This window comes from Cyanobium sp. Copco_Reservoir_LC18 (assembly GCF_009834675.1).
Classification (GTDB): domain Bacteria; phylum Cyanobacteriota; class Cyanobacteriia; order PCC-6307; family Cyanobiaceae; genus Cyanobium; species Cyanobium minutissimum.
The window spans coordinates 109,002-121,799 of the sequence record NZ_ASAC01000023.1 but is presented as its reverse complement, the minus strand read 5'-3'; the positions used below and the strand labels follow the sequence as shown (position 1 = coordinate 121,799).

Sequence of the window (12,798 nt, the reverse complement as noted above, 5' to 3'; positions counted from 1 at the left end):
CAGCTTGTGGAGCCGCGAAGCGCCCTCGCTAGCGTCGGTCTGTCCGTGGATGCCGCAGCCCATGCCCGCGCCGGCGCTGCGCCGCCCCCTGGCCGTGCTGGCCCTGCTGCTGGCGCCCGTTTCAGCGGCGGCGGCTGTTCCAGCGGCTGCCGAGGTCGGCACCCTCTGGCGGGTGCGGGACGGCGCCGGCACCGTGTTCATCGCCGGCTCCCTGCACCAGCTGCGCCGCGACCGGGCCGGGCTCCCTCCGTCCTATGGCCTGGCCTACGGGGAGGCGGAGCGGCTGGCCATGGAGCTCGACATGGATGCCCTCAGCCCGACGGCCCTGGCCGGTGAGCTGGCGGCGCGGGCCCTCGATCCCGACGGCCGCTCCCTGCGCGAGGGCCTGCCGGCGGCGTCCTGGCGCACCCTCCAGCCGCGCCTGGCGGCCCTGGGGCTGCCGGAGGTGGCGATCGAGCGTTTCGAGCCCTGGGCCGTGGCCCTGCTGCTGGCCTCCGCCGCGTTTCTGCAGCAGGGCTACAGCCCGGGCAGCGGGGTGGAGGGCCAGCTCCAGGCCAGGGCGGCTGCCGACCGCAAGCCCATCGACGGCCTGGAGACCCCGGCCGAGCAGTTCGAGCTGTTCGACGGGCTGCCCCGGACCGACCAGCTGCAACTGCTGGAGGTGACCCTGAAGGAGCTGGACGGCCTCGGCCCCCGGCTGGACGCCCTCGAGGGGGCCTGGCGGGCCGGCGACCTGCCCCGTCTCGAGGCCCTGCTGCTCGACGACTACCGCCAGCGGCCGGATCTCCTCGAGCGGCTGGTGGTCCGGCGCAACACGGCCTGGGTGGCTCCGGTGCGGGGGTTCCTGCGGCGCCCCGACGACACCCTGGTGGTGGTGGGGCTGATGCACCTGCTGGGGGACCGGGGGCTGATCGCCCTGCTGCGGCAGCAGGGGCTGAAGCCGGAGCGCTTCGTGGATGGGGGGTGGCGACCGGAGCCCTAGGCCTGTTCGGCCCGGCGGCCATGGCCGCCGCCCAGGCTGAGCTCCCATCCCTTGACGATCCGGTAGAGGGTGGGGACCAGGAACAGGGTGAGAACGGTCGCCACCAGCAGCCCGAAGAACACCACCGTGCCGATGCTGATGCGGCTGGCGGACCCGGCGCCGGTCGCGAACAGCAGGGGCAGGAAGCCCGCCAGGGAGGAGAAGGCGGTGAGCAGGATCGGCCGCAGACGGGCGACGGCGGCGCCGTGGACGGCCTCATCGAGCGGCATCCCCTCCGCCAGCCGCTGGTTGGCGAATTCGACGATCAGGATGGCGTTCTTCGCCGCCAGGGCCACCAGCACCAGCAGGCCCATCTGGCCGTAGACGTCCAGGGGCAGGCCCCGCAGGGCCAGACCCAGCACGCCGCCGAGCACCCCCATCGGCACCGTCGCCAGGATGATGAAGGGATCGGCGAAGTTCTCGTAGAGGCCGGCCAGCACCAGCAGCATCACCAGCACCGCCAGGGCGAACACCTGCAGATTGCCGCCCCCGGCCCTGGCCTCCTCCCGGGCCAGGCCCGCCCATTCCAGGTCGGTGGCCGTGCTGGCGCGGTCGCTCTGCAGCTGCTCCAGCAGGGCGATGGCCTGGCCGCTGCTCACCCCCGGGCCCGGCTGGGCCCGGATGCTGATCGAGCGCACCAGGCGGGTGTGGTTGATGGTGGTGGGGCCGGTGCCGGCCTCCACCTGCACGATCTGGGCCAGGGGGATCAGCTGGCCGGTGCGGTTGCGCACCTGAAGGGCCAGCACGTCATCGGCATCCCGCCGGGCCTCGCCCTCGAGCTGGACGATCACCTTGCGCACCTGGTCGCCTTCGAAGCTGTCGTTGACGTAGTCGCTGCCGAAGCTGGCCCCGAGCACGCTCACCAGTTCATCGAGATCCACCTGGAGTGAGGCCATGCGCAGCCGGTCGGGGATGAGCCGCAGCAGGGGGGCGTCGGCACTGAAGCGGGTGCCCACCTGCTCGAAGGCGCCCGTCTGCCGGGCCGCGGCGATGAAGGCCTCGGCCTCCTGCTGGAACTCGCCGAGGCTGAGGCGGCCGCCGCTGGTGTCGAGCAGGTCGAACTCCAGGCCGCTCTCACTGCTGAAGCCCCGCACGGTGGGGGATTCGCTGACGATCACCGTGGCATCGCTGATCCTCTGGCGCAGGCGCCGGTTGAGCCGTTCGGCCACCGCGGCGGCGCTCTGGTCGGCCCCGGGGCGCTCCTCGATCGGCTTGAGCCGCAGAAAGAAGATCCCCTTGTTGGGAGAGCTGTCGCCGAAGGAGCGGCCGGCATAGAAGTTGGCGAAGCGGATCAGAGGCTCCTGGTCCATCACCTCCCGCACCTGCTCCATCACCTGCTGGGTGCGGGGCAGGGCGATGCCGTCCTGGAGCAGCACCACGCCCCGCAGCTGGCCGCTGTCCTCCTGGGGGATGAAGGCCTTGGGCCGCTGCTCGAACGCCAGGCCCGTCAGCAGCAGACCGACCAGCAGGCCGGCCACCACGCGACGCCGCCAGCCCAGAACGCGGCTGAGCAGCCGGTCGTAGGGGCGCTCCAGACGCTCCAGGGCCCGCCGGGGCGGATCGATCCAGCGCAGCAGCCAGGCCGGCTCCCGGCGATCGGCATGCAGCAGCCGGCTGGCGGCCACCGGGGTGAAGGTGAGGGCGTTGAAGGTGGAGAACACGATCGTGCCGCCGATCGTCAGGGCGATGGGGGCGTAGAGACGGCCCAGGCTGCCCCCCAGGGTGAGCACCGGCAGGAACACCACGATCAGCACCAGGGAGGTGGCGATCACGGCGCCCCCCAGTTCCGCCATGGCTTCGCGGGCGGCCTCCAGGGGTGGGCGGCCGTTCTCCAGACGGCGGCCGATGTCCTCGCTGACCACGATGGCGTCGTCCACCACCAGTCCGCTGGCCAGCACCATGCCGAACAGGGTGAGGGTGTTGATCGAATCGCCGCTGAGCCGGAGCACGGCCAGCGAACCGATCAGGGCCACCGGCACCGCCGAGGCGCTGATCAGGGCCAGGCGGCTGTTCCCCAGCCCCAGCAGCAGCACCAGGAACACCAGCAGCACCGCCTCCCGCAGGCTCGCCGTGGTCCGGTCGATGCTGGTGCGGATCGAGGCCGCCTCGTCGACGATCACCTGGAGATCCACCCCCGGTGGAAAGCGGGGCCCCAGCTCCTGGAGGGCCTGGTCAATGCCCTGACTCACCTCCAGGGCGTTGCTGCCGTCCCGCTGGAAGATCCCCACGGCCACCGCCGTCTTGCCGGCCAGGTCGGTGGCGATCGATTCGTAGTTCTCGCTGCCCAGGCTGACCCGGCCCACATCCTTCAGCAGGGTGACGCCCCCGTTGGCGCTGCGGTCGACCACCAGGGACTCGAACTCCTGGGCGGTGCGCAGCCGTCCCTCCATGCGCAGCGGCAGGGTGACGAGCTGGTCGTCGGGGGAGGGGGCCACCCCGGCCTGGCCGAGGGCGGCCAGCACGTTCTGCTCCTCGAGGGCATCGCGCACCTCGCTGATGGTGAGATTGCGCTCCTCGAGCCGCAGCGGATCCAGCCACAGCCGGAAGGCGAGCGAACTGCCCCCGAACAGCCGCACCTCGCCGACGCCGGGCACCCGCTGCAGCCGGTCGCGGATCACCTGGTCCACCCAGCCGCTCAGGAAGGTGTCGTCGTAACGGTCGCGGCTGGCACTGAAGCTCAGCACCATCAGCAGGTCATCGGAGGTGCGCCGCACCTGCACCCCGAAGCGCGCCACCTGGGCGGGCAGCTGGCGGCTCACCACCGCCGCCTCGTTCTGGGTGTTGATCTGGTTGATCTCGGGGTTGCCCCCCTCGAAGCCGAGGGAGATGCTGCTGCCGTTGGCCGAGCTGGTGGATCGGATCGAATCCAGCCGCTCCAGGCCGTTGAACTGTTTCTCCAGCAGGGTGGTCACCCCCTGCTCCACCACCTCCGGACTGGCGCCCGGGTAGCTGGCGCTCACCGACACCCGGCCCGGGGCGATCGGAGGCAGGTTCTCGACCTTGAGGCCGGGCAGGCTGATCAGGCCGCCGAGGAGCACCAGCAGGCTCAGCACCAGCGTCAGCACCGGCCGGCGCAGGAAGGGGTCGGAGATCGACTTCACGGAAACGCCTGGGTGGGCACCGACCCTGATCGCCGACCGATCCTGGCAGGAGTGGGGGGCGCCCCGCGATCAGCGCAGGTCGCGCTTCAGAACGGCATAGAGGTAGTCCGGGGACTTGTAGCGGCTCGGCAGGCAGATGTGCAGTTGCTCCAGCCGGCTCCAGCAGACCGTGCGCTGGATCGCCTCCATCGTCCGGCCCTCCTTGAGCAGCAGCCGCATCGCCTTGCAGTACAGGGAGTATTTCGCCTCAAGCTCGCCGATCGTGGGGGGCTGACCCTGGACCTGGGGCATGGCGGAAGGGGGCACCCGGGTTTTGCAGGGGTGCCCGGCCACTCTACGAGCTGGCCAGTATCCCCTCGACGCCTGGGGTCCGGGCCGGAGGGCCATGGCCGAGGGTGGCGGCCTGGTCATCGCTGAGCCGGCCGGCCGCATGCAGCACGGCGGTGATGCGGGCGATGTCGAGCACGGCGTGGCAGCGGTAGCCCGCCCGGGTGAGCCGCTGGCGGGCGCTGGTGTCGGCCCGGCCGCCGTGGTCGATGAACACCACCACGTCCTCCACCTCCAGGCCGGAGCTTTCCAGCTTGGCGATTCCCTCGAGCACGCTGGTGCCGGTGATCAGGATGTCGTCCACCACCACCACCCGGTCGCCCTCCTCGAAATCGCCTTCGATCAGGCGGCGGGCCCCGTGGGCCTTCACCTCCTTGCGGGGGTAGAGCAGGGGCTTGTGCAGCTGCAGCGACAGCCCGGTGGCGGTGGGCAGGGAGCCGTAGGGAATGCCGGCGATGCGGTCGAAGACCAGCTCGCCGAGCTGGCCGGCGTAGGCATGCAGCACCCGGTGGAACAGGTTGGGATCGGAGATGATCTGGCGCAGGTCCACGTAGTAGTTGAAGACGGCGCCGGAGGCCTGCACGTAGTCGCCGAACAGCAGGCAGCCGATGTCGAACAGATCGAGGATCAGGCTGGCCATGGGGTCGCCCGAGGCCTCGCTGTCCGCCCCGGCCCCGGTCCCGGCGCTGCCCTCCGGGCGACGCTCCGGCAGCCACAGGCTGCAGGTCTCGCCCTGGTCCGGTGCCCGCCGCTCCAGCCAGCGGTCGCGGCGCTCACTGATCCGCTGCTTGAGGGCGGCGGCGCGGACGGCGATGTCGTCCTCCACCAGCAGGTTCTGGGGCAGGGGCATCAGCAGCCCGTCGGCGGCCGGACTCAACCCGGCCTCCAGCAGGGCGTCGAGCCGGTCCTCCTCGCCCCAGAGGCTGCGCAGGATCAGGAACCGCTCCGGGGCCTCCTGGCGCACCCGGGCCAGGATCGCCGGGTCACTGGTGCCCACCTCCAGCAGCAGCTGGTCGGGGGTGGCCCAGAGCTGGCATTCCCGCACGATGCGCAGGTAGAGGGGATCGCTCTCGTCGGGGTGGTGCTGCAGCACCCTGGCGGCCGCATTGGAGCTGTGGCAGGTGATCACCACCGCCTTGTCGGGATAGAGCAGGAACGGCGCGGCGATGTCCTGGCCGGCCAGGGGCGAAAGGGTGACGCCATCGGCGCCGAGTTCACGGAAAAGGTAATGGGCCAGTGCCGAGGAGCTGTTCAGGTCCCCGTGCTTGGTGTCGATGATCAGGGGGATGTCCAGCGGCACCAGCTCCCGCACCTCCCGCAGCAGTTCCAGTCCCACCGGGCCGAGGGCCTGGTAAAAGCCCAGGCTGGGCTTGTAGGCGCAGACGTGGTCGGCGGTGGCCTCCACCACCGCCTTGATCCAGTGGCGGGCCTGGGAGAGAAACGAGCGGCCGCCCATGCCGCGGCGATGGGCCCAGGCCTGCAGCATCTCCGGGTTGGGATCGAGGCCGGTGACCAGCAGCGACTGACGGGCGGCGATGGCGTCGGTGAGCTGGACGAAGAAGCCCATCGCGCAGGAGGTTGGTGCCCAAGGTGCTAAGGCGAGGGCCGGCGCCTGCGCGAGGGGGTGACACAGGACTTATTGATCCCCCTGCCCCAGCGGCTGTCTCAGCCCTGCAGTTCGGTGTATTCAGGGCTCCAGCGGCAGGCCTCCAGGCGTGCGATGGCGGCCTCGGCGGTGGCGGCCCGGCGGGCCAGTCCCTCCCGCACCGCCTGGATCGCCACCGCTTCGGCCACGGCCCGCGACACCGCCTGAACGGCCGAAAGGGGCGGCATCAGGGGAGCGTCGGGATCGGTCGCGGCCGGGATCACCCCGGCCAGGGCTTCAATGCTGGCATCGATCATGGCGTCGCTCACCTCCGTGGCCCCCACCGCCACGGCGCCGTAGCCCAGGCCCGGGAACACGAAGCAGTTGTTGCACTGACCGATCACCCGTTCGTTCGGAAGGCCGTCGCTGCCGGTGCCGACCACCGGCGGGAAGGGGCTGCCGGTGGCCACCAGGGCCTGGCCCCGGCTCCAGCGCAGCAGGTTCTCCGGGGTGATCTCCGCCAGGGGGGTGGGATTGGAGAGGGGCAGAACGATCGGCCGACCGCCGTCGGCGCAGAGGGCCTCCACCACCGCCTGATCGAAGGCCCCGGCGGCGGTGGAGGTGCCGATCAGCACCCCCGGCCGCACCGCCTCGATCACCGCCAGCAGGCCCGGGCCCGGCCCCTCGGCAGGGGCCGCCGCCCCGAAGCGTGCCGCCAGCGCCTCCGGTGCCTTGGCGAACGGCCGGGCGCCGCCGGAAAGGCCCGGGGTCCCGGTGTGGATCAGGCCGTCGCGGTCGATGAGCCAGAGGCGGTCGGCGGCCTCGGCGGCCGAGAGCCCCTGGCGCTGCAGCAGGCGCCAGAGCCGCTCGGCGATGCCGCAGCCGGCGCTGCCCGCCCCGAAGATCACGATCGGCTGGTCGGCCAGGCCTCGCCCGAGGCCCCGCAGGCCGGCCAGGATCGCCGCCGCGGCCACGCTGCTGGTGCCCTGGATGTCGTCGTTGAAGCTCGGCACCCGGTGCCGGTAGGCCTCCAGCACGGGGCGGGCGTGGGCGGCGCCGAAGTCCTCCCAGTGCACCAGGGCGCCGGGGCAGACCGCCTGCACGGCGGCAATGAAGCGGTCGAGGAAGGCGGTGTAGGCCTCCCCCTGCAGCCGGGGCCGGCGCAGGCCGGGATAGCAGGGGTCGGCCAGCAGTTCGGGCCGGTCGGTGCCCACATCAAGCATCACCGGCAGGCCCCGGGCCGGATCGAGTCCGGCGCAGAGGGTGTAGACCGCCAGCTTCCCCTGGCAGATCTGGATGCCCCCCACCCCCTGGTCGCCGATGCCGAGGATCCCCTGGGCGTCGGTGACCAGGAGCAGGTCCGGCGTCTGGCCGGAGGTGCCCCCGCAGGCCTGGGCCAGCAGCTCCTCGAGCCGCTCCTGCTGGGTTGCCGCCAGGTAGATCCCCTGGCTGGGGCTGCGGTAGGTGTGGCTGAAGTGCTGGATCGCCTGCCCCACCGTGGGGGTGTACACGATCGGCATCGCCAGCTCGATGTGGTCGGCGAGGAAGCGGTGGAAGAGGGTGACGTTCCGCTCCCTGAGGGTCTGGAGATAGGCGTAGCGCTCCAGGTCGCTGCCCATGGCGTGGAAGGCCAGGCGGCAGCGCTCCACCTGGGCCTCGATGGTCTCCACCTGCCAGGGGAGGAGGGCCTCCAGCCCCAGGTCCCGTCGCTCCGCCCGACTGAAGGCGGTGCCCTTGTTGAGCAGCGGATCATTGAGCAGCTCGGCGCCCCGGAGGGTGGTGCTCCGCTGGCGACGGGGTTCGGCGACCACGGCGTGCTCCTGGTTCCGCTGGTGCCCCCATCATCCACGGGCCCACGGGCCAGAGTGGTCGCCGCGGGAGCCGCGAGACCTTCAGGCGCTCCCGGCAGATCCTCCAGGCAGCCCCCCTGCAGCCCCCCGTGACGCCGCCATGAAGCCCCAATGAAGATCGTGCGCTACGAGGATCCGGCCGGCGCCATTCAGCTCGCCTGCCGCCATCCCGACGGCCGCCTGGAGCGCCTGGCGGGTGACCTGTTCGGTGCTCTGGAGCCCACGGGCGAGCCGGCCGCGGCCCGCAGGATCCTGGCCCCCCTGGAGCCGCGCGCGATCCTCTGCATCGGCCTCAACTACCGCCGCCATGCCGCCGAGACCGGCGCCGCGATCCCCACCTGGCCGGTGCTGTTCATGAAGGTGCCGGGGGCGGCGCAGCATCCGGAGGCGCCCATCACCCTGCCCACCACCCTGGCCAGCCACCAGGTGGACTACGAGGGGGAGCTCGCGGTGGTGATCGGCCGCACCTGCCGCAACGTGCCCCGCTCCGAGGCGCTGGGGGTGGTGCTGGGCTACACCTGCGCCAACGACGTCAGCGCCCGTGACTGGCAGAAGCGGCCCCAGCTCGGCGGCGGCCAGTGGTGCCGCGGCAAGAGCTTCGACACTTTCGCGCCCCTGGGCCCCTGCCTGGTGACCGCCGCGGCGATCCCCGATCCCCAGGCCCTCCGCCTCCAGACCCGCCTCAACGGCCAGACGGTGCAGGCGGCCAGCACCGCCGACATGATCTTCACCGTGGCGGAGATCATCGAATTCCTGAGCGCCAGCACCACCCTGCCGGCCGGCACCGTGATCCTCACCGGCACCCCCAGCGGCGTCGGCATGGCCGCCGATCCGCCCCGCTGGCTGCGCCGCGGCGATACGGTCGAGGTGGAGATTGAAGGCATCGGCGTGCTGCGCAATCCGGTGCTGGAGGAGTCCACCCCCCAGCCGGTCCGCTGAGGGCCGTTGCCCACCCCGCCCGATGAAGCTCTCCGTCGCCTGGACCTGCCAGCCCTCCAGGGCCGCCGGCTGCGGTGGCTATCGCCACTTCGCCCTGCTGGGCCAGCGGGGTAGGGGCCGGGAGCGCACCGTGGAGCTCCAGGCGGTGCTGGACCCCGGCTTCCGGCTGCTGGTGCCCCAGCGGGAGCTGCGCGACCGCGCCGCTTGGCTGCCCGGCTGGCAGCGCCTGCCCCGTCAGGAGGAACCGTCCGTAAACTTCGGCATCTCCACCGTCGACCTGTGACCTTCAACGGAACTCTGGAGGAACTCCAGTCGCTGCTCGAGGGCCTGGGCTGTTCCGGTCACTGGGTGCACGAGGGCGCCTTTGAGATGCTCGTCATCGAGGACGGTGAATCGAATCTGCGCCTCAACTGGTGGCCCGGCACCGGCACCCTGATGCTGGTGGGGGATCCGGCCCAGCGCGGCGAGCTGGAGGGACGGTTGAAGGAGGCCCTGGCCGCCCGCGCCTGAGCGCCGCCCCCACCGGGTTCAGTCCTTGACCAACAGCTCCGTGGTGCCGCTGCGGCGCAGCAGGTCGCCCAGCACCAGCAGGTCGTTGCCGTGGATCAGGCCGATGCAGCCGTCGGTGCCGCTGCCCCTCCCCCGGCCGGCGCTGGGGTCGTGGTGGATCCCCAGGCCGCGCCGGTCGGTGGGGAACGCCGGCTCCAGGCCGATCCACAGGAAACGGCCGAGCTCCACGTCATCGGTGGGCGCGACGGGGGTGATCTCGGTGACGGCATAGCGCCCCCGCGGCAATGGGGCCTTGCTGCCCAGGCGATGGCGGTCGGCCTCCTGGCGTCGCATCCGGCCCACCAGGGCCTCGTAGGACCGCGCCGGCTGGCCCGGCAGCAGCAGTTGCAGTTCCCAGATCGGATCGCCGGTGACGGGCAGCTGGCGCTCGGTGCGCACCAGCACCATCCGGCCGCCACCGGCGGCCACGGCCTGGGCGGCCCGGGCCGATGGGGCGGGAGCAACCAGGACCAGGCCCAGGGCCCAGGCGATGACCAGCGGGAGCTGGCCGGAGGAGCGCTTCATGGACAGCACGGGACCAGCGCCCGTGTTACTGCCCGGGCGCGGGTGCCACAAGGGCGGGGGTGCCGGTCGCCGCGGGATCAGGCCCGTTCGTCCCCGTCCCGGCTGATCGTCACCAGCGCCGGGGCGAACAGAAACACCGTGTCCCCCAGCCGCTCGGACTGACCGTCCAGGGCGAAGACGCCGCCGGAGACGAAATCGATCGTGCGCTGGGCCTCCTCCGGTGCCATGGCACTGAGATGCAGCACCACCGTCTTGAACTGCTGCACCGCCAGCACCGCCTCCACGGCCTCCTCGAAGCGGCCCGGTGTCATCACCACCACCTCGTGAAACCAGGTGCCGAACGGGGTCTCCATCCTTCCAGGTTGCCGCAGTCCGTCTCTCCCAGCCAGCGGAACGGCGTGAGCCTCCGGTGAGAACCGGCTCAGGGGACGAGGGCGATGGCGTCGATCTCCACCCGGGCGCCCCTGGGCAGGGCCGCCACCTGCACACAGGCCCGGGCCGGCGCGACGCCCTCGCTGAAGAGACCGGCGTAGAGGGCATTCACCCGGGCGAAATCGCCGAGGTCGGCCAGGTACACCGTGGTGCGCACCACATGGTCCGGGCGGCAGCCGGCGGCCGCCAGCACCGCCTGAAGATTGCTCAGCACCTGGCGGGTCTCGGCCTCCACGTCGCCCTCTCCCACCAGCACCCCGCTCACCGGGTCGAGGGCGATCTGGCCGGAGCAGTAGAGGACCCCGCCGGCGAGCACGGCCTGGTTGTAGGGGCCGACCGGGGCGGGGGCGTCCGGGGTGTTGACCGGATGAGACAGGGGGCTGTGCCTTTGGTCACCTCCGCCGGCGCTGGAACTCATGACGGGTAAAAATGCGGGACTGGGATCTTATGGCCTACTCCAACACCATCACCACGCCGTCCACCGCAACCGCCACGGCCCGCACCCCCGGGGACGGGGCCGGGCCCGGCGCCCATGTGCGCATCGAGGACCTCTGGTACCGCTACCCGGGCCGGGACGTCGCCTCCTGGACCCTCCAGGGGATCGACCTCGTCCTCGGGGCCGGCGAGCTGGTGGGTCTGCTGGGCCCCTCCGGTTGCGGCAAGACCACCCTGCTGCGGCTGATCGCCGGCTTCGAGCGTCCCGGCCGCGGCCGCATCAGCATCGGCGGCCGGCAGGTGGCGGGTCCCGATCGCCTGTTGCCCCCCGAGCGGCGGGGCGTGGGCATGGTCTTCCAGGACGATGCCCTCTTTCCCCATCTCGATGCCTGGCGCAACGCCTGTTTCGGCCTGCGTCGCGGCCAGGACACCGCTCGCGTGGCCTGGCTGCTTGACCTGCTGGGTCTGGGCGGGCTGGAGCGCCGCTACCCCCACGAGCTTTCCGGCGGCCAGCGTCAGCGCCTGGCGATGGCCCGTGCCCTGGCTCCGTCGCCCTCGGTGGTGCTGCTCGATGAGCCCTTCTCCAATCTGGATGTGGAGGTGCGGCTGCGGCTGCGCAGCGAGCTGCCCGCCGTGCTGGCCCGCTGCGGCGCCAGTGGCCTGATGGTGACCCATGATCCGGAGGAGGCCCTGGCGATCTGCGACCGGGTGGGGGTGCTCCGCGACGGTGTGCTGCACCAGTGCGCCCCACCGCGGCAGCTGGTCGACCAGCCCGCCACCGCCTTCGTCGGCCAGTTCGTGCTCCAGTCCAACCTGTTGCCGGCCCGCTGGCGGGGCCGGCGGCTGCAGACCGCCCTCGGCGAGCTCGAGCCCCTCTCCGGCGGCGACGCGGGCTCCGGGGGATCGGCGGCCGTGGAGGTGATGGTCCGCCCCCAGGCCCTGGAGTTCCTGCCTGATGAGGAGGGATCCGCCTGGATCAGCGGCCGGGAGTTCCTCGGCCGCGAGTGGCTCTACCAGGTGCAGCTCGGGGAGCAGCGGCTGCGTTGGCGGGCCCCCCTGGAGGCCGACCATCCCCATGGCCGCCGCGGCCGGCTGCGGTTCCGCTCCGGCGAGTCGGCGCTGCTGTTCCCCGGGGGCCGGCCCCTGGTGACCCTGCCGCCGGGGCGTCGCGGGGAGGGCTTCAGCGCCCCGGACTGACCCTGGATGGCCGCCCATGCCGTCCTGCTCATCCCGTCCAGTCATTCTTGCTGCGGCGCAGGGCCGCCAATTCCTCCGCATCCGCCGCCCGCACGAACAGGTTGGTGCGGCGTTCCTCGCCGATGCTGCTGGGGATCGTGGGTCCGGCCTGGGCGCGGGTGAGCCGCACCGCGGCCAGCCGTTCGGCGATGGCTCCGTCCCCCGGCCGCTGGGCGGCCGCCCAGCGCAGGTTCCCCTCAGTGTACTCATGGGCGCACCACACCCTGGTCGTCTCCGGCAGGGCCGCCAGCCGCTGCAGGGAGTGGTGCATCTGCTCGGGGGTTCCTTCGAACAGCCGGCCGCAGCCGGCGGCGAACAGGGTGTCGCCGCAGAACAGCTCCCCCTGCAGGGGCAGGTGGAAGGCGATGTGGGCGCGGGTGTGGCCCGGCACCGCCAGCACCTCCACCGGCTGGCCCAGCAGGGTGAAGCGATCCCCGTCCGCCACCCCCCGGGTCTGGAAGGGGATCCGCTCCCGGTCGTCACGGGCCGCCACCACCTCGGCCCCGGGCCATTCCCGCAGCAGGGCGGGGGTGCCGCCGATGTGATCGCTGTGGTGGTGGGTGTGCAGCACGGCCACCAGAGCCAGCTGCCGCTGCCGCAGCCAGGCGATCGCCGGCTCCGCCACCGCCGGATCCACCAGCACCGCCCGCCGGCCGTCGTGGAGCACGAACAGGTAGTTGTCCCGCAGAACGGGCAGCAGCTCCACCTGCAGGGGTGAAGGGGCCGGCGCCGGGAGTCCGTCGGCGATGGCGGCTTCGGCGTGATCCGGCATCGTTACAGTCCAGGTTGCTGCTGGCT

Annotated in this window: 13 protein-coding genes; 5 read left to right on the top strand and 8 right to left on the bottom strand. The window is 72.2% G+C overall.

Features of this window, described 5'->3' with window-relative positions; all coding sequences use genetic code 11:
• The first annotated feature begins 61 nt into the window (after nucleotides 1-61).
• Nucleotides 62-982 (top strand): TraB/GumN family protein, encoded by a 921-nt coding sequence (locus tag L107_RS13375; protein WP_159819599.1) that lies wholly within the window; start codon nucleotides 62-64, stop codon nucleotides 980-982.
• On the opposite strand, the gene L107_RS13370 is transcribed toward L107_RS13375, so the two are convergent.
• The 4 genes from L107_RS13370 to L107_RS13355 form a co-directional block, all read right to left on the bottom strand.
• Entirely contained in the window at nucleotides 979-4,122 is a 3,144-nt protein-coding gene (locus tag L107_RS13370; protein WP_159819597.1) for an efflux RND transporter permease subunit, read from the bottom strand. The genes L107_RS13375 and L107_RS13370 overlap by 4 nt on opposite strands.
• A gap of 69 nt (nucleotides 4,123-4,191) precedes the next feature.
• Entirely contained in the window at nucleotides 4,192-4,413 is a 222-nt protein-coding gene (locus tag L107_RS13365) for a DUF3136 domain-containing protein (protein WP_015110915.1), read from the bottom strand.
• A gap of 43 nt (nucleotides 4,414-4,456) precedes the next feature.
• Complete coding sequence (locus L107_RS13360; protein ID WP_159819595.1) at nucleotides 4,457-6,016, bottom strand: bifunctional orotidine-5'-phosphate decarboxylase/orotate phosphoribosyltransferase; 1,560 nt, start codon at nucleotides 6,014-6,016, stop codon at nucleotides 4,457-4,459.
• Between the two features lie 98 nt (nucleotides 6,017-6,114).
• Entirely contained in the window at nucleotides 6,115-7,845 is a 1,731-nt protein-coding gene (locus tag L107_RS13355) for an NAD-dependent malic enzyme (RefSeq protein WP_159819593.1), read from the bottom strand.
• A gap of 150 nt (nucleotides 7,846-7,995) precedes the next feature.
• Between L107_RS13355 and L107_RS13350 the strand changes: the two genes are divergently transcribed.
• Genes L107_RS13350 through L107_RS13340 form a run of 3 tightly spaced genes read left to right on the top strand, consistent with a single transcriptional unit; the run spans nucleotide 7,996 to nucleotide 9,333 of the window.
• Nucleotides 7,996-8,823 (top strand): fumarylacetoacetate hydrolase family protein, encoded by an 828-nt coding sequence (locus L107_RS13350; protein ID WP_159819591.1) that lies wholly within the window; start codon nucleotides 7,996-7,998, stop codon nucleotides 8,821-8,823.
• Nucleotides 8,824-8,845: 22 nt separating this feature from the next.
• Nucleotides 8,846-9,106, top strand: coding sequence for a TIGR02450 family Trp-rich protein (locus tag L107_RS13345; RefSeq protein ID WP_159819589.1), 261 nt, complete (start codon nucleotides 8,846-8,848; stop codon nucleotides 9,104-9,106).
• A complete protein-coding gene (locus L107_RS13340) occupies nucleotides 9,103-9,333 on the top strand; it encodes a hypothetical protein (protein WP_159819587.1) in 231 nt (76 codons plus the stop codon). The genes L107_RS13345 and L107_RS13340 overlap by 4 nt, the downstream gene beginning before the upstream one ends.
• 18 nt (nucleotides 9,334-9,351) lie before the next feature.
• On the opposite strand, the gene L107_RS13335 is transcribed toward L107_RS13340, so the two are convergent.
• The 3 genes from L107_RS13335 to L107_RS13325 form a co-directional block, all read right to left on the bottom strand.
• Complete coding sequence (locus L107_RS13335) at nucleotides 9,352-9,897, bottom strand: L,D-transpeptidase family protein (RefSeq protein WP_159819585.1); 546 nt, start codon at nucleotides 9,895-9,897, stop codon at nucleotides 9,352-9,354.
• 77 nt (nucleotides 9,898-9,974) lie between these two features.
• Nucleotides 9,975-10,250, bottom strand: a complete 276-nt coding sequence (locus L107_RS13330; protein WP_106221433.1) for a cell division protein SepF — start codon at nucleotides 10,248-10,250, stop codon at nucleotides 9,975-9,977.
• A 68-nt stretch (nucleotides 10,251-10,318) separates the two neighbouring features.
• On the bottom strand, nucleotides 10,319-10,747 hold the full coding sequence (locus L107_RS13325; RefSeq protein ID WP_159819583.1) for a RidA family protein: 429 nt from the start codon (nucleotides 10,745-10,747) through the stop codon (nucleotides 10,319-10,321).
• 29 nt (nucleotides 10,748-10,776) lie between these two features.
• On the opposite strand from L107_RS13325, the gene L107_RS13320 reads away from it, so the two are divergent.
• On the top strand, nucleotides 10,777-11,961 hold the full coding sequence (locus tag L107_RS13320) for an ABC transporter ATP-binding protein (protein WP_236550693.1): 1,185 nt from the start codon (nucleotides 10,777-10,779) through the stop codon (nucleotides 11,959-11,961).
• Nucleotides 11,962-11,989: 28 nt separating this feature from the next.
• On the opposite strand, the gene gloB is transcribed toward L107_RS13320, so the two are convergent.
• Nucleotides 11,990-12,772 (bottom strand): hydroxyacylglutathione hydrolase, encoded by a 783-nt coding sequence (gene gloB, locus L107_RS13315; protein ID WP_236550692.1) that lies wholly within the window; start codon nucleotides 12,770-12,772, stop codon nucleotides 11,990-11,992.
• Nucleotides 12,773-12,798 lie beyond the last annotated feature (26 nt).